A 19,909-nucleotide genomic window follows, 5' to 3' on the forward strand; every position below is an offset into this window, starting at 1 on the left:
TTTCAACGATTTTGCTCGGGGTTCCACTGCGCGTACCGCTGGCCGCGCAAGAACTGCCACAGACCGATACTCATCCCGGCAAGGGTCACCAGAAAGAACCCAGCGAGGCGGAAGGGTTTGGGCAAGCGGTGTTGCACATCCAGCAGGCCGGCGACGGCCACCGCATAACCGAGCAGTTGCGCGATCAGGCTCAGGCGATAGAAGCCATGGACATTCCACAGCCAGAGGTTGCTCAGCAACAACGGCAGCAACAGGATCGGTACCAGGCGTCGAATCAGTTTGTGGCTGATCAGCGCAATCGCATACAGGCCATGGCGCCAAGGGTTCAGCAGTTCCCGGCGCTGGGCCAGGCTTTGCAGACCGCCGACAGTGACGCGCAGGCGCCGGCGCCATTGTTTGTCGATCTCATCGACGCCCTGGTCGATCACCCGGGCTGTGGGCACATAGACAATGCGTTTGAACGCCACCGGCGCGCAGGTACTGATGAAGAAGTCGTCGTTGACCTCCGCCGGCACGTTCTGGAACAACTCGCGGCGCAGGGCGAGCAGGGCGCCGTCGGCGGAGACCATGCAGCCGGTGCGATTTTCCACCATGCGCAGCCAGCCTTCGTAGTGCCGATACAGGCTGTCGCCCAGGCTCAGGCCCTGGCCCGCCACTGGGATCAACATGTGCCCTGCGCAGGCCCCGACCTGTGGATCGGCCAAGGGCGCGAGCAACTGGCCGAGGGTGTCGGTCGACCATTGGTTGTCGGCATCGGTGAACACCAGAATCTCGCCGGTGCTCAGGGCGACGCCGGCATTCAACGTGGCCGCCTTGCCTTGACGAGGCAGGTCGAGCACGCTGATGCGCGGGTCGCTGACCTTGTGGGCGCAGGCCACGGTGTCGTCGGTGGAGCCGTCGCTGGCCAGAATGATCTGTAGCGAACGCGCCTGATAATCCTGGGCCAGCAGAATGCGCAGCTTCTCTTCGATGTATTGGGCCTCGTTGTGCGCGGCGATGACGATGCTCACGTTCATGGGTTGTGCCGGCCCATGGCGCCGCGCGGGAAACCACGGCGCGAGCAGCGTCAGCAGCAGCGGGTAGCCGAGCCAGGCATACACCGGCAATAACAGGCACCACCAGAAAATGAACTCAGCCACGGGCGGGTCTCCTGGCATTCCAATGACAAAGGCTCAGGATGAGCGCCGCACCGACCAGGTGCAGACGCACCCAATGCAGACCCCACAGTTGCAGCATCAGGCGCAGGTCACGGTGTTTCAGGCTCTGGCGCAGGCTCAGGACCAGCGCCGGCAGGCTGGTGACGAACAGAATGAATAACGCCACTTGGGGGAAACCATTGAGCAGGACAGACAGCGCGATGAAATCCAGCCCCCAGATGCCGATCGAAAAGGCCGGGAAGCGCAGCAAGCGCAAACTCACACCGTGGGTGCGCAGCAGTTGCAGGAGACTGCCCTGGCGCCATAACTCCTTGCCCATCCACTCACGCCAGCTGCCTTCGTAACCCCAATGCAAGGCGACGCTTTGGTTGACCGCGAGCAACCGTGCGCCGGCTTCGCTAAGGCGCAGGGTGAACGCTTTGTCTTCGCCGGTGCGCAGGGTTTCGTCGAAGCCGCCGACCTTGTCGAACCAGCGGCGGCGCATCAGCAAGTTGGCGCTGGGCAGCCACTGCACCGGGTGCAAGGCGCAGGTGGTCGGGCGGGCCGTGCGGCGTTGCCAGGCCGTGGCGAACCATGGCGCCTGGACGGGCGTGTGCAAGTCCAGGGCGAGGACATCGGCGTGGCCGCCGGACTCGAGTTCGCACAGCCGTGTCAGCCAGTCTTCGGGCATCTCGATATCGGCATCGAGGAAGCCCAGCCATTGGCCAGTCGCCATCGCCGCCCCACGATTGCGCAGGGCTCCGATCAGCAGGCCGGGCAGCACCAGCACCTGTGCGCCGAGCTGGCGGGCTATATGCGGTCCCTGGTCATCGGAGCCGTTATCGACCACGATCAACTCGCATTCCAGCCCGGCGGCGTCGGCGGCTTTCTTTGCGGCGAGCAAGGTGCGACCGATGTGTCGGGCTTCGTTGTACATCGGGATCGCGATGCTGATGCGGCTCATGCCCTGGCCTCCGTCGGCGGGCGTTCTTCAGCCTTGAGGCGCAGCACCCAGGTCAGGGCGAGCATGATCCACAGGTATTTATGATTCGGTGCGCTGAGGAACATCAAAAACAGGGTCAACGACAGATAACTGATGCCCAGGTGCGTGATCAGGTCGGCCTGTTCCCAATCCCGTCGCAGCATCCAGGCGTGACGGGCACGGACCAGGTTGTACACCCCAAGGCCGAGCATGCCGACGAACAACAACCCGGCGGGAATCCCAACTTCACTGAAGATTTCCATGTAGGTGTTGTGAGCGCGACGGTACAAGTCACCGGGCTTGCGGTTGGCGGAAAACACCTTGGCGTAACCGGAGGTGGCGTAGTGCAGCGGGAAGGTGCCGGGGCCGGAACCGAGTAACGGGTGCTCACGAATGATCTGGCTGCCGACCACAAGGTATGACGCGCGGCGGCCGAGGGATTCGTCCTGGCTTTTGGCGCCTTCTTTCAAGACGCTCAAGGACTGGATGCGCTTGAGGTAACCGGCCGGCATCGAATAGATCCCCACCGGGATCACGAGCGCAAGGCCGAGCATGGCAAAACCCAAGTGGCGCGGACGGATGCGTGGCAGCTGCGCGCGGTAGTGCCAGGCGCCGATCATCAAGCTGAGGAACAGCACCACCAGCCCGGAGCGGGAGTCGGTTTTGGTCATGCCGCCCAGCAGCATAATGCAGCAACCGCCCCAGAATAATCGGTGCCACAGGTTCTGGCTGCGGATCACCAGCAGCAGGGCCAACGGCACGGCGAAGGCGATCAGCAGGGCAAACGAGTTCGCGTCTTCCAGCAGCCCGGCCGCGCGGCCCTGGTCCTGATACTTGGTGGAGAACATGGCCAGCGCGCTGGTCGTACTGACGCTGAGGGTCACCAACCGGGCGAACAGGTCGAGGTTCAACTCGCGGCCGATCAGCAAGGTGATCACAAACAGAATCAGGCCGACGCTCAGATCCCGCAGATGAGACTGGGACATGTCCATGCTGTCGGTATTGATCATGCTCAACCCGTACAACACCATGAACCCGATCAGGTAGCGCCAGATGTTGCTGCGCAGGCGTTCGGACGGAATCTGGTGAATGGCCAGTTGCAGCATCAGGATCAGTGCCAGCGAAGCACCGATGAACTTGGTGCCCGACAGCGCGTTGCCCTTGAAGAAACCTTCGAACGGCACCAGCGCCGCGATACCCAACAAACCCCAGGCGGGTTTTCGGTACAGCACCGCGACGGCCACCAGGCCCAGCACCGCACCGGGTGCCAGATAGGGGTAAGGACTGGCCAGCAAACCGAGGCAGACCAGGGCGAGCAGACTGACGATCGAGAGCGGAAAGATCACGCGCGTGCCTCCCGTGCAGTACGGATATAAAGCTGCGACCAGCGTTCGGCCAAAGCCTTCAGGTCGTAACGTTCCAATTGCGTATGTCTTGCGTTGTCGATCAGTTCGCGGGCCAGTGCCGGCTCACTCAGCAGCGTGTCGAGCTGCCGGGCGAGGGCGGCGCTGTTGGTGGGTGTCGCCAGCAGGCCGTTGTGCCGGTGCTCCAGCACATCGGGAATCCCGCCGACACTGAATGCCACCACAGGCACTCCGGCCTGCATCGCCTCGAGCAAAATCATCGGCGAGCCCTCGGTGCGCGAGCTGATCACCAGCGCATCGAGTTGCGGCCACCAGCGGTTCATGTCGGTCTGGTAACCCGGCAGGGTGATGCGGTTGTGTAGGCCGGCAGCGGTAATTCGCGCCAGCAGGCTTTCCCGTTCCGGGCCGTCGCCGAGCATCACGGCGTCCAGTTGCGGGTGTCGCTGACACAGCGGAATCAGCGCATCGAGAAACAGGTCCGGGCCTTTTTCATGGCTCAGCCGCCCGACGTAGCCCGCCAGCCAGCGCGGGTGTCTGGCATCGTGGGGCAGCAGGCCGTTGACCGGTGGCAGACCATTGGGAATCACTTGCAGTTTCTCCGTCCGAACACTGGCCTGGCGGTGCAGCACCGCGATGCTTTCGGCCACGCAAACCACCCGATTCACTGATGCCGTGCGGCACAGTTGCAGGCTCAGCCAGCCGTAGAAGCGTTGCTTGCGACTGCGTGGCGTGAAGCCGTGCTGGGTAATCACCAACGGCAAGCCCAGCAACGTCGCGCCGATCCAGCCGAACAACAGCCCCTTGAAGTTGTGCGTATTGATCAGCGGCTGTTCAGCCCGCCGCTGACGTAAATGACCCAGTAATTGCCCCAGTCCCGCGAAAGCGCGGCAGTCGATCCCGGCGTCGCGAAACCGATCGATCAGGTCTGGCGGTGCATCCAGAAACAGCACCTGGTGCTTGCCCGGCGTTGCCAGGCAATGGTCGAGCAACATCCGCTCAGCGCCATAAAAGCCGCCGCTGCTGATCAAATGCATGATCGGCAGCGCGCTGGCGTTGAGCGGCGCGTTCAATGCTGCACCCAATATACGAAGCTGGGCACGGTCCAGTTCTTGTGCGGATTGTTCGGCAGGGCGTTCTGATCGTTGATCACCAACAGCACCGGCAAGCCCAGTTCGTGGCTGATTTGCGCTGGATGCTTGAAGCGGTGATCGAAGAACTCACGCACGTAGACGAAGGCAATCGCCAGCAGCAGACCGGTCAGCATCCCGAACGGAATGATCAGCAGCGGTTTGGGAAATGCCGCCTCGGTCGGTTCGAACGGTGGGCTGAGCACCTTGGCGTTGGACAAGTCGCTGTCCAGCGCGCGGGCGGTGCTGCTTTCGGCAAAGCGCTGGGCGTAGGTGGAGAACGCCGCGTGCAAGGCATTGATCTCGGTGTCCATCTGCGCCAGCTTGCTCTGGGCTACTTGCAACTGGTGGATGCGGTCCTTGAAGTCGGCGATGCGCGCGGTTTTCTGCTTGATCACCGAGGTGACAATCGCCAGGTCGTTGGTACGCTCCTGAATCCGGTTGCTGACGATCTTCAGGAACTGCTGGCGGGTGCGGGTGATTTGCTCGCGGGCCAGCAGCATCGGTTCGCTGCCCGGCTGGAAGACCGCCAGGTCGTTCATGTAGCGGCTGACCTGCGTCGTCAGTTGTTCACCCAGTTGCCGGATCTCCCGGTCTTCGAAGGCAATGTTGTCCACCGTGGTGGTGAAGGTGAAGGGGAAGGTGTAGTCGTTGAGCCGAGAGGTATTGGTGGCTGCCGCCAGGGCGGTTTTCAGGTAGTCGAGCCAACGTTGGCTTTGCAGCAGGCGATCCTGATACAGCGTCAGGGCCTGCTCCTCGGTATTGATGGCGTTGAGGCGGAAGGTGATCTCTTCCTTCGGATCGGATGAGCCGACGCCTTCAAGCAATGCCAACCGGGTGCCTTCCAGGCCATCGAGACGCACCTGATACTGCTTCTTCTTGGTTTCGTAGAAGCTCTGTGGCAGGTCGATCGATTGCAATTCCTGGCGGCTGGCCAGGTAGTTTTGCAGCAGTGTGGCGACAAACCGGGTGCCCTGGGTCGGATCGCCAAAGCTGTAGACAATGGAGATCACGTTGGAACCGGGCAAGGTCTCGATCTTCAGGTTATCGATGGCGTCCTGGGTGAAGGTATCCAGGGAGGTGTCCCGCACCGGATCGGTTGCAAGCCCGAACGCATCGCGCACCGGATTGATCACGTACTGGCGCAAGGGGGTGCTCACGAAACGTTTGACCGGTTCGGCCACCAGTTTACTGAAGACCCCGGCATTGGGCGTGTACTCGCCTTTGGCCTGCAGGTCACTGATGGTCTGACGGATCAGGGCCGGCGAGCGCAGGATATTGCTCTCGGTTTCCATGTCGGCCAGTGACGGCGGAATGAACGAGGCATCACCTTGGGTCAGGGACGTGGTGGCGTCTCCCTGGGAGAGTTTTTTGGACTGCACGATCACCTGCGCGGTGATATCGAAGCTCTGTTTGAGCATCATCGGCAGGAGCAGGGCAATCACTGCAAAGACCAGGAAGACTCGCTTCACCAACTGCTTGTTGGCGAAGAAGATCCTGAAGAACTCATGCAGGTAGTTTTCCTTTGGATTCATGATCGGTCACCTGAGAGTTAGTTGCTGCTGCCTTTGTTGTCGACGCGGTAGGCGAAACTGAAGCCCACCCCCTGAAACAACACCACGTCCGCCAGTTGCCGTGCCAGTTCACCGGCGCTGGCCAGTTTGGTCTTGGGCACGTAGAGCATGTCGTCCGGTTGCAGGTAAGCAATTTGCGACGCGTCACCGGACAAGGCTTTCTCCACGTCGTAGTGCACGGCCTGCACCTGGTTGCCGTTGCGGCGCATGATCACCACCGAATCGAGCCGGGCCTTGACGTTGGTGCCACGGGCCAGGGTCAACGCTTCGAGCACCGAGACCGGCCGGCGAATCGGGTAGGAGCCCGGTTGCGCGACTTCACCCAGCACATAGATTTCGTTGCCTGATGTGGACTTGAGCATGACGTCGACGCTCATCCGCCCCGGCAATTTTGCGTAACGCTGATTGAGGAATGTTTCCAGTTGGTTCACGGTCATGCCTTGCAGCGGTACGGAGCCGATTTCCGGAAAACTCGCATAGCCGTCGTTGCCCACGGTGATCTCCCGGCTCATGCCGGTGGCGGGGTGATTCAGGGCACTCTTGAGGTTCTGCTCGTTGCTCAGCGGGCTGGTGACCAGCACCGTCAGCTGATTACGATTGGGCTGGAACAGGGCTTTGCGCTCATAGGCGCGCTGGATTTCCTGCCGTGCTTCGACCGAGGTCAGCCCGGCGATTTTCACCGATGTATTGGCCCCCGGCAGTTCGATGGTGCCGTCGGGCAGCACCAGTTGAGTGCCGTTGAGCTGGCTGGCGGCGGTGAAGTTCAGGGCAACCTGGTCACCGGACTGAATGCGGTAAGCCTCCGAGCCACTGGTGCTGACATGGAAGATCACGTCCAGCACGTCCTTGGGCCGCAAGGTCTGTTCGACCTTGGGCATATCGGTGGCCTGGGCATTGGCCGGTTCGGCCGTGAGGATCTGCACCGGCATGTTCTGTGTTTCATTGGTGCTGGAGCAACCTGCGAGCGGCAGCAACAGCAGGACAAGCATTTTGGCGTTCATGGCGTCATCCTTTCTGCGGTTACTTACAGGTTTTTGTAGAGCCATTTGGGCATGTAGTACTTGCGCCGGTTGAAGACGCTGCCCACCAGTTTCGCGCCGGCCTGGGTCAAGCGCTTGGCCGCGGCCTGGGCCACTTCCCAGCGAGTGTCTTCGGCGCACACCACCATGATCACGCCGTCTACCAGGGTGCTGATGACCAGGGTGTCGACGGCCGAATACACCGCGTCGCCGTCGATCACCACAAAGCGATACAGATCACCCAGTTGCTTGAGCAGCGGGCTCAGTTGTTCGGCTGTCAGGTGCTCGGCGCCGCGGATGTGCCGCCCGTTCGGCAGGATGTGGAAGGGCAGGCTGGAGACGTTCACCAGGCAGTCCTGCAGCAGCGGCGGGGAGGCGTTGAACAGCAGGTCGCGAAAGCCGCGCTCTTTGGTCAACCCAAGCTGTTGCGTGAGGTTGCTCTCCGACTGACTGGCGTCTACCAGCAACACCGGGCCGCCGCTCATGGACGCCAGTTGGCTGGCCAGCGCCACGGCGCTGGTGGTGGTGCCCGCGCCTGCATTGGCGGAGGTCAGGAAGAGGATCCGCAGATCCAGGTCGAGCACGGTCGAGGTCAGGTTGGACTCGCTCGGGCTGGCGATGGTCAGGCTTTTATTCGATGAACCGTCCATTTAACTCGCTCCGTGGCCGCTGAATACTTTGAAGGGGGTTTTCAATAGAATCTTCAGATCAAGCAAGAAGCTCTGCTCGGCGATATAGCTGAGGTCCAACTCAACGCGCTGGTCGAAGTCGATATTGCTGCGCCCGGAGATCTGCCACAGGCCGGTCATGCCGGGATAGATGCTCAGGCGTGCAAGGTGATTGTCCTTGTAGCGATAGGCGTTGAACGAGGTCGGTCGCGGACCGACCAAACGCATGTCGCCGCTGACCACATTGATCAGGTTGGGCAATTCATCGAGGCTGCTGCGCCGCAGAAAGCCACCGATAGGAGTAATCCGCGGGTCGTCGTCGATCTTGAAATCGATGGCATCGGCACCGTGCTTGTTGAGGTGGCGCAGGGACTCCTTGAGCTCCTCGGCGTTGGCTACCATGGTGCGGAACTTGTACATGCCGAACATGCGGCCGCGGTAACCGGTGCGTTGCTGCACGAACATCACGGGCCCCGGGCTGCTGAACTTGATCACCAGCGCCAGGCCCAGCAGCACAGGGGAGATCACCAGTAAAATCACCAGTGCACCGAGGCAGGCGAGTACCCGATTGGTTCGCGACAGGGTCCAGGGCCGACCGCCATCGCGGCCGGTCACCCAGCCGCGCCCCTGCATGTGGATCGCTCTGTCGAGGCGCATTCGATGCTCGGGATCCAGGCGTTTGTCCCGCAGCATGTGATTAAGCAACACGCCTTTTTCATGTCCAGTCATAGAGTCCTCCGCTGAAGCCCGGCCACGGATGGCGAGTGGGCACTGCGCAGTGGGTAGTCGTCACGGATCTTCATGATCGTGGCGTTTCGGGAGCGATGTGCCGAAGGCCGATGCTGCTGTAGTGCAAACCGGCTGCCGCCACATGCTCCGGGTGGTACAGGTTGCGTCCGTCGACGATCACCCGGGCGCGCAATTTGCTCGCCAGCAGGTCGAAGTCGACCACACGGAAGTTTTTCCACTCGGTGCAGATCACCAGCGCGTCGGCATCTTCCAGAGTGTCGTCGCGTGTGGCGCACAGGTGCAGGTCATTGCGGAAACCGTAAATGCGTCGGCATTCGGCCATGGCTTCCGGGTCGTATGCCTGCACGCTCGCGCCTTCGGCCCATAGCGCCTCCATCAGATAACGGCTGGGTGCTTCGCGCATGTCATCGGTATTGGGCTTGAAGGCCAGCCCCCAGATCGCAATGGACTTGCCGGCCAGGCCATCGGGAAATTGCGCCCGCAGTTTGCTGAACAGGATGTGCCGCTGGCTGTCGTTCACGTCGGTGACGCTGCGCAGCAGGCGCAAGGGCATGCCGTTGTGTTCGGCGGTGTGCAGCAGGGCGCGCAGATCCTTGGGGAAACACGAGCCGCCGAAGCCGCAGCCGGGGTAGATGAAGTGGTAACCGATGCGCGGGTCCGAGCCGATACCTTTGCGCACCGCTTCGATGTCAGCCCCCAGCAACTCGGTGAGATTGGCCAGCTCGTTCATGAAGCTGATGCGGGTGGCGAGCATTGCGTTGGCGGCGTACTTGGTCAGTTCGGCGCTGCGGTTATCCATGAACATGAGCTTTTCGCGGTTGCGGCAGAACGGTGCATAGAGCTCGCTCAATTGGCTGCGCGCCTGCTCGTCATCGGTACCGACGATGATCCGGTCCGGACGCATGCAATCGGCCAGGGCACTGCCTTCCTTGAGAAACTCCGGGTTGGACACCACCCGCACCTTCAGCGCACCTTTGCCCCGGCGTTGCAGCTCTTGGCCGGCAGCGCTCGCTACCTGGTCGGCGGTGCCGACAGGCACGGTGGACTTGATGATCAGGGTGCGATCGGCTTCCATGAAACTGGCGATCTGCCGGGCTACAGTCAGTACATGGCTGAGGTCGGCGGAACCGTCTTCATCGGCGGGTGTACCCACCGCGATGAAAATCAGCTCGGCGTGTTCGACCGCGTCGCTGGCCTGAGTGGAGAAGAGCAGGCGACCGGTCTTGATGTTGTCTTCCAGGGTGCTGGACAGTCCTGGTTCGCTGATCGGAGGCACGGCATGCTGCAGTTGTTTGATCTTGTTGCAGTCAACATCCACGCACAGTACGCGATGCCCGACATCGGCCAATGCCGCAGCTTGAATAAGGCCGACGTAGCCCGTACCAAATACGCTCACGTCCATACTGGCGTGCCTCGTAAAACGGTGGATGTAACTGAAATGAGACTGTCAAAAGGGGTATAGCCCAGCCTTGGGAAAGCGTGTCAGCAAAATGACGGATAGCTCGGGTTGAAACCCCCGATTTCACGGGCTATTTGCTATCAAGTGCTTGCCGCTGCTGGATTTGCCGCGATTTTGACGGGTTGCGGGCGATTTCAAGAAATCGATAAACGGTCGTAAGGCTTGTATTACAAGGGTTACAGGCACTTTAGCGTGTCAGATTTGAGTCAACGTTTTTTTGACGCTTTTGGCAAAAAACCGGCATTTCTTGCGCTTCCATGGCTTAGTGCTAGTGTCAGAAAATGGCTGACAATCATTGGTTTCTATTGGCCAATGGCAGCCATGGAGGTCACTGCAACCGCCATGATCCAATACCTCAAGGAACTGTTGCTGGTTCTGTATTTATTCAAGAGCTACGACTATTACCTCGAACGTCTCGACGCGCTGGGCATCGGCTTCCCGATGCTGCTGTATGGCGGGATGTTCGTGGTGCTGACGATCGCGCTGTTCATGACCGCGTACATCCGTCAGACCCTGGTCCGTCATTTGTTCGCGTTGGCAATGTTTGGCTCGGCGGTTTTCTTCGACGTGTATACGCACGTGACCGCCAGTTACCTGACCTACAGCAGTTTTGTGTCGCTGGTGTATTCCGGCGGCTTCGTCCAGGAAGCGGCTTCCCAGTACCGCGATACGATCATCAGCGCGATGGTCAGTGGCTTGTTGCTGTTGTTCGGTCTCGGCCTCAAGCCGCGTCGACGGCTGCCGTTGCCGGGGGCGCTATTAGTGATGGCGCCGGTGCTTGGCGTGTTGCTGCTCAGCGTCGTGCTATTCGTGCGGGCCGGCGAAGGCGCCCGTGGCTTGCCGATCATGTACACGCCGTTGGCCTATCTGAACCTGTTTACCTATGAAGCGCTGCACAACACCGTCGGCCCGCGCGAATCGGTGACCCTGGCGCGCATCGATCAGCCGGTGGGCTACGACATTGTGCTGATCATCGACGAGAGCATTTCCGGCAACTACCTGGACATCAACACGCCGTTCGGTGTGCACAGCAACCTCAAGGACGCGCACCCGGGCGTGGACATCTTCAATTACGGCTACGCCGCGTCCATCGCCAATTGCAGCGCCGACACCAACGTCACCTTGCGCTATGGCGGCACCCGCGCCGACTACATGCGGATCAACACCACGCTGCCGTCGATCTGGCAGTACGCGAAAAAGGCCGGGCTGCGTACGGTTTACATCGACGCCCAGCGTACTGGCGGCAACTTGCAGAACCTGATGAACGCTGCCGAGAAGCAGGACATCGATGAGTTTGTGCAATTCGACCAGACCAGCGTGCGCGACCGCGACATGGCGGCGGCGGCCAAGCTCATCGATCTGCTCAACGACGGCACGCCGGAGCTGGTGGTGATCAACAAGGTCGGCGCGCATTTTCCGGTGCACGACAAGTACCCGGACGCGTTCATGGCGTACCGCCCGACCTTGCCTCGGGGGCATTTTGTCGAGGTGGCGGACACGGGCAAACGCGATGGTTTCAACGGTCAGCCGGATGACTGGGTGCTGTACCGCAATGCCTACAAAAATACCGTGCTGTGGAATGTCGGCGAATTCTTCGCACGGGTTTTCACCCAGGCCGATTTGCACAATGCGCTGCTGATCTACACCTCGGACCATGGGCAGGATCTGCATGAGCGGGGCAATCCGGGGCTCAACACTCACTGCGGCAGTGATCCGGTGGAGGAGGAGGGAGTGGTGCCGTTGGTGGTGATTTCGGGCAGCGATTTGAAGACTCTGGACTGGCAGGCGCAATTGCCGGCCAACAAGGATCGCTCCAGTCACTACAATATTTTCCCGACGTTGCTGCAGTTGATGGGCTATGACCTGGCGGGGATCGAGGCGGTGTATGGCAAACCGTTGAGCGTTTCGACAGAGGACGATTTCACCTTTAACTATCGGTTCAATGCGCGGTTGGGCGCGGTGCCTGCGTGGAAGTACATTGACCTCAACAGCATTGTGACGCCGGGGCAGGTGGTGCCGAGTGTGGCGGTGGGGCAGTGAGATTTTGAGTGATTGAGGCGTACCCCAACTTTGCGTACACCATCGCCCACTGTGGGAGCGGGCTTGCCCGCGAAGGCGTCAGACCGTTCAACCAAAGTTCATCGGGTGTACTCTCTCTATCCTTGCCCCACGCTCATCAAAGAGAGTTTCCTTTCATGCTCCACGTCCAGGGCGTCTTCAAAAGCTACGCCACCCCCCAAGGCCCATTGCCGGTGCTGCAAGGCGTCGACCTCACGTTGAAGCCCGGCAGCAGCCTGGCGCTGATGGGCGAGTCGGGCAGTGGCAAAAGTACCTTGCTGCACCTGATCGCCGGCCTGGACAAGGTCGATCGCGGCAGCATTCGCAGTGGCGAGCATCGGCTGGAGCAGATGAGCGAAGGCCAATTGGCCAACTGGCGGCGCACCGAAATCGGCCTGGTGTTTCAGCAGTTCAACCTGATTGGCAGTTTGCGGGTCGAGGATAATCTGGCGTTTCAGGCGCGTCTGGCCGGGCGCCACGATCCGCGTTGGCAGGCGCATCTGGTGCAGCGTCTTGGATTGGCGGATCTGTTGCAGCGCTATCCGGAACAGTTGTCCGGCGGGCAACAGCAACGGGTTGCCCTCGGTCGCGCCCTGGCCTCGCAACCGAAATTGCTGCTGGCCGACGAGCCCACCGGCAGCCTGGATGAGGCGACCAGCGATGAGGTGTTGAAGTTGTTGCTGGAGCTGCTCGACGACAGCCCGACGACGTTGTTGATGGTCACCCACAGCCCAAGAGTCGCTGCGCGGCTGGCGGAAAAAGTCGTATTGCACGGTGGCCGCCTGGCTGGCGCGGACGAGCGCTGAAGTGCGGGTTTTTCGCGAAACATTGCGGGCACTGCTCAGCCATTGGCGACAACACCCGGTGCAATTTTTCAGTGTGCTGACCGGGCTCTGGCTCGCCACCAGCCTGCTGACCGGCGTGCAGGCGCTGAACAGCCAGGCGCGGGAAAGCTACGCGCGGGCCAGTCAGTTGATCGGCGGCGAACCTCAAGCCAGCCTCAGCGCGCCCGGCGGCGGGGTGTTCTCTCAGCAATTGTTTATCGACCTGCGTCGCGCGGGTTGGCCGGTATCGCCGGTGTTGCGAGGCCGGGTGATCCTCAAGGGCCATGAAGACCAGCGCTTGCAGCTGATGGGTATCGAACCGGTGTCGTTGCCGGCCGGTTCCGCAGTGGCCGGGCAGGCGTTACCGATCGAGCAGGTCGTCGAGTTCTTCACTGCGCCGGGCAGCACCTGGATCTCGCCGCAAACCTTGCAGGCGTTGGGCTTGCACGACGGGGAAACACCGATGGCCGAGAGCGGCGTCGCCTTGCCGCCACTGCGCGCCCAACCCGACATGGCCCCCGGTGTGTTGCTGGTGGACATCGGATTCGCCCAGCAGATTCTGCAATTGCCCGATCAACTGTCACGTCTGTTGCTGCCCAAGGATTTCACCGCGACCCTGCCTGATCGGTTCAAGGGCCAACTCCAGCTCATCAGCAGCGGCGAAGAAAACAATCTTGCGCGCCTGACCGAGAGCTTCCACCTGAACCTCGATGCCTTGGGTTTCCTGTCGTTCGTGGTTGGCCTGTTCATCGTGCACGCGGCGATCGGCCTGGCGCTGGAGCAACGTCGAGGTTTGCTCAGAACCCTGCGCGCCTGTGGGGTCAGTGCGCGCATGTTGATTGCCGGCCTCGCCGTGGAGTTGGGTGGTCTGGCGCTGATCGGGGGTGTCGCCGGCGTGGTCAGCGGCTACCTGCTGGCCGGTGTGTTGTTGCCGGATGTCGCCGCTAGTTTGCGCGGCTTGTACGGTGCCGAAGTACCGGGGCAGTTGAGCCTCAGTCCGCTGTGGTGGTTCAGCGGTATTGGCCTGAGCCTGTTCGGCGCGTTGCTGGCCGGTGCCAACAGTTTGCTGCGAGCGGCACGTTTGCCGTTGCTGGCCCTGGCCGATCCGCAAGCCTGGCATCAGGCCCATGCGCGCTGGTTGCGACGCCAGGGGTGGGTCGCGGCGCTGGCTGCGCTGATCGCGTTGTCGGCGTTGATGTTCGGCGACAGCCTGAGCAGCGGTTTCGTGCTGATGGCCGCCTTGTTGATCGGCGCCGCACTGGCCTTGCCGGTGGTGTTGAACAGCGTGCTCAACCGGGTCCTGCGGCGCAGTCGCTCGGTGCTAGGCCAATGGTTTGTCGCCGATTGCCGTCAGCAGTTGCCGGCCTTGAGCCTGGCCTTGATGGCGCTGTTGCTGGCCCTGGCGGCGAACATCGGCGCCGGCAGCATGACCGCCGGTTTCCGCCAGACCTTCAACAACTGGCTCGAGCAACGGCTGACCGCCGAGTTGTACCTCAATCCGCAAAATCCGGCCCAGGCTCGAGAGCTGTACACCTGGCTCAAGCAGCAACCCCAAGTCAGCGCGGTGCTACCGAACTGGCAGGTATCGATCCAGTTGCAGGGCTGGCCGGCGGACGTCTTCGGCGTGATCGATCACCCGACCTATCGCCAGCACTGGCCGTTGCTGGAAGCCTTGGGCGACGACCCCTGGGAGCGGCTGGCCAAGGATGACGCGCTGATGCTCAGCGAACAATTGGCCCGGCGATTGAAGGTGCGCCTGGGTGATCACATAAGCATTGCCACGCCCAACGGTCCATGGTCGCCACGGATCGTCGGGATCTACGCCGATTACGGCAATCCCAAGGGCCACCTGCTGGTCAACATCAATCACCTGCTGCGCGGCTGGCCACAACTGACACCCAGCCGTTTCAACCTGCGCATCGAGCCGGCAGCGATTCCCGCGTTCCTGACGGCGCTGCAAGCCCGCTTCACCCTGGACGACAGCCGTATCGTCGATCAGGCCCGGCTCAAGGGGTGGTCCACGCAAGTGTTCGAGCGCACCTTCGCCGCCACCGCCGCACTCAACAGCCTGACCCTTTGTGTCGCGGGTGTGGCGCTGTTCATCAGCCTGCTGACCCAGAGCCAAAGCCGCCTCGGACAACTCGCGCCACTGTGGGCGCTGGGCGTGACGCGGCGTCAGTTGATGCTGCTCAACCTCGGGCAAACCTGGTTGCTGGCAATGCTCACCCTGGTGCTGGCACTGCCGCTGGGCATCGCATTGGCGTGGTGCCTGGACACGGTGATCAATGTTCAAGCCTTCGGCTGGCGCTTGCCGCTACGGGTGTTTCCACTGCAACTGTTGCAGTTGATGGGCCTGGCCTTGCTCGCCACGTTGCTCGCCTCGGCGTGGCCGTTGTACTCGCTGTATCGCACGCAACCGGCGGATCTGCTGAGGACGTTTGCTCATGAGGATTAAAGTCGGCGTGTTGCTATTACTGGCGTTGCTGAGCGGCTGCGACAACACCCCCGCGCCGGAAAAAGGCTTCGCCGGCCTCGGCCATCAAGCCGCTGCATTTACGCCTGTTGTTCCCGGACGAGTCTTCAGTTTCCCGGCAGATCACGGCCCCCACGATGGTTTCCGCATCGAATGGTGGTACGTCACCGCCAACCTCAAGGACGCTCAGGGTCGCGAATTCGGCGCGCAATGGACGCTGTTCCGCAGCGCCTTGAAAGCGGTTCCCGAGCAACCCGGCTGGGGCAATCAGACCATCTGGCTGGGCCACGCGGCCGTGACTTCCGCCACGGCGCACCATGCCGCCGAACGCTATGCCCGCGGTGGCGTCGGCCAGGCCGGAGTGAGTCTGGCACCGTTCAATGCATGGATCGACGACTGGCGTTTCAGCAGTCAAACCGCCGATGCAGACCCGTTGGCAGACCTGCAACTCAGCGCCCGCGACAAGGCGTTCAGTTATCAGCTTCGACTGACCGCAACCCGGCCACTGGTGCTTCAGGGAGACAAAGGCTTCAGCCAGAAATCCGAACAAGGCCAGGCGTCGTACTACTACAGCCAGCCGTTTTTCCAGGCCAGCGGCACCCTGGAAATCGACGGCAAAACCTACACCGTCAGCGGTCCGGCCTGGCTCGATCGCGAGTGGAGCAGCCAACCGCTGACCGCCAACCAGACCGGTTGGGACTGGTTCTCCCTGCACCTGGACAGCGGCGAACAGGTGATGCTTTACCGCATGCGGCAAAAGGACGGCGCGCCATACCTCACCGGCACCTGGATCGACGCCCAAGGCCAGACGCAGTTATTGCAGGCCGACGACATCAACCTCACACCACAAGACACCACCACCGTTGCCGGGCGTTCAATGCCCGTGCGCTGGTCGATAAAAATCCCCGCCAGGCACCTCGATATCACCCTCGACGCCCTCAACCCCAAGGCCTGGATGAACTTGCGCATTCCCTATTGGGAAGGGCCGGTGCGGTTGAGCGGGAGTCATGGCGGGCAGGGGTATCTGGAGATGACCGGGTACTGACCCGGCGCGCTCGGCGCCATGCCATTTTCCAACACAATGAACGCCCGATCGACCGAGACGGGCAACACTGCGATGAAATTGAAAGATCCTAGCGTTGGGCAGAGTGTCGGTGACCGATACCGATGTCCTGAATATGACTATCAGCATAAAAGTTGATCATTACTTGTACGTATTGATTGTTCGTATGCAGATTGTTGGACAAGAATAATCAGTTTTAATGGTCGAACTGGTGGGTTTAAGTAGTTTGTAGGTTTTCTGTTACCTAATGCATACAAAATATTACGTGCATAAATTTCATGTTTATACACTAGGACATATTGGCCAATTTCTATTAAAATCCTTCCCGTTCGCCCGGTGTCAGGGCTCTTTACCGGTGCATGGATTGCCAGGCCATTACACTGGGCGAACACCTTCTTTGGGAGGCGGTGTTTAAAAGTTTCGGATATATAAATGGGCGACCTTGGGGTCGCCCATTTTTTATTACTTCGAGCCAACCGCCCGAGCAGTACAGGTTTTTGATTCGCAGGGAAGAGGGTGATCGGCTCTGTGATGAGATTAGCCTGTGGCAATACTGCAGCGATCCAACTAAACACTTTCAGGTACATCAATCTGCAGCGAAAGCTTGAACTTCGTTGCACCGTCCGGCGATGACACCTTTCACAACGAGACCCAGTAAACGGCACCCGTCACGGATCGGCGTGCGGCTGAGCGGCCGTGAGATAGACTGATCAGCGAACATCGGACGGTGGGGGTGCCAGGTGGCGCGATTCACATGGACTCGCTGATCACCGCAGCGGCGCGTGCGCTCGCGGCGGGTGATCCTCTCGGCGCGCTGAATCGCATCGCCTTGCGCGACGATGCGCCTGCGCTTGCGCTGCGCGGTATCGCGATGGCGCAGCTGGGAGATCTTGTGCGAGCAAAGGCGCTGGTGCGCCGTGCCGCTCGGGCCTTCGGTGCGAAGGAGGCCATGGCCCGGGCGCGGTGTGTCGTCGCCGAGGCCGAGATTGCGCTCGCCTCCCGTGACCTGAACTGGCCGGTGAAGGCGCTCGACGCCGCGCGGGCAACGCTTCAGGCGCACGGTGATTGGGTCAACGCCGCCCATGCGCGATACCTCGAGATTCGCCGCTTGCTCCTGATCGGTCACCTCGACGTGGCAGAGGACCGGCTTGCCGAGTTCGATCCGACGCCATTACCGCCCGCATCGAGGGCCGCCTACGAACTGGTACTGGCGGGCATCGCCATGCGTCGCCTGCAAACGAAGGTGGCGCGCGTGGCACTTGAAAGGGCCGGGCATGCCGCGCAGCACGCGGGTATCCCGGCACTCACCGCCGAGGTCGAAAGCGCCTCGCGCCTTCTCGACGCGCCGGCGGCGCGGCTGATTATCGGTGGCCAGGAACGGCCACTGTTGCTCGAAGAGATTGAAGCGCTATTGGCGTCCCCCACGCTGGTCATCGACGCCTGCCGGTATGTCGTGCGCGACGCAGGCTCGTCGGTTTCGCTGGCCCGACGTCCGGTATTGTTCGCGCTCGCCCGGGTCCTGGGCGAAGCGTGGCCCGCCGACGTACCGAGGGAAACACTGATTGCACAAGCCTTTCGGATGAAGTTCGCCGACGAATCCCATCGCGCACGGTTGCGCGTCGAACTCGGGCGGCTGCGCGGGGAGCTACGTTTGATCGCCGATGTGGTTGCGACTGCGCGAGGGTTTGCGCTGGTGCCGCGTGTTGCGCCTGACGTCGTGGTGCTGGCGCGGCCTGTCGAAGAACAGCATGCAACGCTGCTCGCCTTCCTTGCTGATGGTGAGTCGTGGTCGAGCTCGGCCCTGGCGTTGGCCCTTGGCGCCAGTCAGCGCACCGTTCAACGGGCCCTCGACACGCTGGCGGCGACCGGCAAGGTGCAGTCGTTCGGTCACGGCCGGGCTCGTCGCTGGATGTTCCCGCCGGTACCCGGATTCGCGACGGGATTGTTACTCACGGCGTTGCTGCCCAGTGATTAGCATCCTCTTCACTACCCCAGTGAACGCAGCCAGCAAACGAGGAGCAAGACATGAAACATTCAACGGCAGAAATTATCCGCGAATACGGGCCTTTCCCAGGCATCGACCATGTGCATGGCGTCACCCATGACGGTCAGCGCGTCTGGTTTGCCTCCGGCGACAAACTCAACGCCCTGGACCCGGCCAGTGGCAAGACCCTGCGATCGATCGACGTCGCCGCCCATGCCGGTACGGCCTTCGATGGCCAGTACCTGTTTCAGATCGCCGAGGATCGTATCCAGAAAATCGACCCGCAGACCGGCCGCGTCCTCTCCACCATCCCGGCGCCCGGTGGCGGTGGCGACTCGGGGCTGGCATGGGCTGAAGGGACACTCTGGGTCGGTGAGTATCGCGAGCGCAAGATCCATCAGGTCGACCCCCAGACCGGGGCGGTGCTGCGCACCCTGGAGTCCAATCGCTTCGTCACCGGAGTGACTTGGGTCGAGGGCGATCTGTGGCACGGCACTTGGGAAGGTGAAGAGAGCGAGTTGAGACGACTCGATCCGGGCACGGGCGAGGTGTTGGAGAGTGTCCGGATGCCGGCTGGCGTTGGTGTGTCGGGACTGGAGTTCGATGGCCACGATCGGTTTTTCTGCGGCGGCGGCAACAGCGGGAAGGTGAGGGCCGTGCGCCGGCCTGAATGAGCTTTTCGGACGAGGTGTCGGGTCGTCTCTGCGGTGCGTAAATCGAACTAACCTACAGTGGCCGAGCGAGACCTTTGAGGGGCTCAAGCCATGGAACCGAGGGAACACCCGCGATACGACCTGGCGCTGTTGATGGTGTTTCTTTTTATCGTCGCAGCGCTGGGGATTTCACCCCATAGCCGGGTGGATTGGGCCCTGGAAAATCTGCTGGCGTTGGTGCTGGTGACGGTCTTGGTGGCGGTCTCCCGACGGTTCCGTCTGTCTGCCGTTTCCATCAGCCTGGTGTTCGTTTTTCTCTGCATCCATGAACTGGGTTCGCACTACACCTATGCACTGGTGCCCTATGACCGCTGGTGCTCGGCCTTGACCGGAGTCAGCTTCAACAAGACCTTTGGATTTGAACGCAACCATTACGATCGGCTGGTCCATCTGACATATGGGGTGTTTATGGTGTACCCGATTCGTGAAGTGCTCGTGCGAATCACGCCGTTGCGGGGTTTCTGGGTCGGTTTTATCGCGCTGAATATCATTCTGTCGACCTCGGCGGTCTACGAAATCATCGAATGGATCGGTGGGCAGTACCTGGGAAAGGACACAGCAAAGGCTTTTGTCGCCACTCAAAACGATCCATGGGATTCTCAGGTCGACATGGCGCTGGCCGTGGTGGGGGCGTTCTTCACGCTATTGATCATCCGGTTGTGGCGACATTTCTTTTATCGCCGACCGCTGAGCACCCAGGGCGTATAACCGGATG

The 19,909-nt window shown here is 61.3% G+C and carries 16 protein-coding genes; 7 read left to right on the forward strand and 9 right to left on the reverse strand.

Going from position 1 to position 19,909, the window contains the following annotated elements; genetic code table 11:
• Positions 1 to 2: 2 nt before the first annotated feature.
• From PSH64_RS10795 to PSH64_RS10835, 9 genes are all read right to left on the reverse strand, one after another.
• Positions 3 to 1,139, reverse strand: a complete 1,137-nt coding sequence (locus PSH64_RS10795) for a glycosyltransferase (protein WP_305480637.1) — start codon at positions 1,137 to 1,139, stop codon at positions 3 to 5.
• On the reverse strand, positions 1,132 to 2,100 hold the full coding sequence (locus PSH64_RS10800) for a glycosyltransferase family 2 protein (protein WP_305480638.1): 969 nt from the start codon (positions 2,098 to 2,100) through the stop codon (positions 1,132 to 1,134). Before PSH64_RS10800 ends, PSH64_RS10795 begins: the two co-directional genes overlap by 8 nt.
• Positions 2,097 to 3,464: an O-antigen ligase gene (locus tag PSH64_RS10805; RefSeq protein ID WP_105348620.1), complete on the reverse strand. Its 1,368-nt coding sequence runs from the start codon at positions 3,462 to 3,464 to the stop codon at positions 2,097 to 2,099. The genes PSH64_RS10800 and PSH64_RS10805 overlap by 4 nt, the downstream gene beginning before the upstream one ends.
• Positions 3,461 to 4,564, reverse strand: coding sequence for a glycosyltransferase family 4 protein (locus PSH64_RS10810; protein WP_370694463.1), 1,104 nt, complete (start codon positions 4,562 to 4,564; stop codon positions 3,461 to 3,463). Before PSH64_RS10810 ends, PSH64_RS10805 begins: the two co-directional genes overlap by 4 nt.
• A complete protein-coding gene (locus PSH64_RS10815) occupies positions 4,549 to 6,144 on the reverse strand; it encodes a Wzz/FepE/Etk N-terminal domain-containing protein (protein ID WP_305480639.1) in 1,596 nt (531 codons plus the stop codon). The genes PSH64_RS10810 and PSH64_RS10815 overlap by 16 nt, the downstream gene beginning before the upstream one ends.
• Positions 6,145 to 6,161: 17 nt before the next feature.
• Complete coding sequence (locus tag PSH64_RS10820) at positions 6,162 to 7,184, reverse strand: polysaccharide biosynthesis/export family protein (RefSeq protein ID WP_105348616.1); 1,023 nt, start codon at positions 7,182 to 7,184, stop codon at positions 6,162 to 6,164.
• A 23-nt stretch (positions 7,185 to 7,207) separates the two neighbouring features.
• The gene (locus PSH64_RS10825) at positions 7,208 to 7,852 is read right to left on the reverse strand and encodes a CpsD/CapB family tyrosine-protein kinase (RefSeq protein WP_305480640.1); all 645 of its coding nucleotides are present in this window, start codon (positions 7,850 to 7,852) and stop codon (positions 7,208 to 7,210) included.
• Positions 7,853 to 8,599 carry a sugar transferase gene (locus PSH64_RS10830; protein ID WP_105348611.1) on the reverse strand — a complete coding sequence of 249 codons (747 nt, stop codon included), beginning with the start codon at positions 8,597 to 8,599 and terminating at the stop codon, positions 7,853 to 7,855. It abuts the gene before it with no gap.
• A 70-nt stretch (positions 8,600 to 8,669) separates the two neighbouring features.
• Positions 8,670 to 10,022 carry a UDP-glucose/GDP-mannose dehydrogenase family protein gene (locus tag PSH64_RS10835; RefSeq protein WP_105348609.1) on the reverse strand — a complete coding sequence of 451 codons (1,353 nt, stop codon included), beginning with the start codon at positions 10,020 to 10,022 and terminating at the stop codon, positions 8,670 to 8,672.
• 399 nt (positions 10,023 to 10,421) lie between these two features.
• Here PSH64_RS10835 and PSH64_RS10840 point away from each other — a divergent pair, with 399 nt between their 5' ends.
• The 7 genes from PSH64_RS10840 (at position 10,422) to PSH64_RS10870 (ending at position 19,902) form a co-directional block, all read left to right on the forward strand.
• Positions 10,422 to 12,119 (forward strand): sulfatase-like hydrolase/transferase, encoded by a 1,698-nt coding sequence (locus PSH64_RS10840; protein ID WP_305481137.1) that lies wholly within the window; start codon positions 10,422 to 10,424, stop codon positions 12,117 to 12,119.
• Between the two features lie 155 nt (positions 12,120 to 12,274).
• Positions 12,275 to 12,943: an ABC transporter ATP-binding protein gene (locus PSH64_RS10845; protein WP_305480641.1), complete on the forward strand. Its 669-nt coding sequence runs from the start codon at positions 12,275 to 12,277 to the stop codon at positions 12,941 to 12,943.
• 1 nt (position 12,944) lies between these two features.
• Positions 12,945 to 15,416, forward strand: coding sequence for an FtsX-like permease family protein (locus tag PSH64_RS10850; RefSeq protein WP_305480642.1), 2,472 nt, complete (start codon positions 12,945 to 12,947; stop codon positions 15,414 to 15,416).
• Complete coding sequence (locus tag PSH64_RS10855) at positions 15,406 to 16,479, forward strand: lipocalin-like domain-containing protein (RefSeq protein ID WP_305480643.1); 1,074 nt, start codon at positions 15,406 to 15,408, stop codon at positions 16,477 to 16,479. The genes PSH64_RS10850 and PSH64_RS10855 overlap by 11 nt, the downstream gene beginning before the upstream one ends.
• Before the next feature lie 772 nt (positions 16,480 to 17,251).
• Complete coding sequence (locus PSH64_RS10860) at positions 17,252 to 18,472, forward strand: helix-turn-helix domain-containing protein (RefSeq protein ID WP_305480644.1); 1,221 nt, start codon at positions 17,252 to 17,254, stop codon at positions 18,470 to 18,472.
• Between the two features lie 50 nt (positions 18,473 to 18,522).
• Positions 18,523 to 19,155: a glutamine cyclotransferase gene (locus PSH64_RS10865; protein WP_305480645.1), complete on the forward strand. Its 633-nt coding sequence runs from the start codon at positions 18,523 to 18,525 to the stop codon at positions 19,153 to 19,155.
• A 90-nt stretch (positions 19,156 to 19,245) separates the two neighbouring features.
• The gene (locus PSH64_RS10870; protein WP_305480646.1) at positions 19,246 to 19,902 is read left to right on the forward strand and encodes a DUF2238 domain-containing protein; all 657 of its coding nucleotides are present in this window, start codon (positions 19,246 to 19,248) and stop codon (positions 19,900 to 19,902) included.
• The last annotated feature ends 7 nt before the right edge of the window (positions 19,903 to 19,909 follow it).

This window comes from Pseudomonas sp. FP1742, assembly GCF_030687145.1.
In the GTDB taxonomy this organism is placed as follows: domain Bacteria; phylum Pseudomonadota; class Gammaproteobacteria; order Pseudomonadales; family Pseudomonadaceae; genus Aquipseudomonas; species Aquipseudomonas frederiksbergensis_D.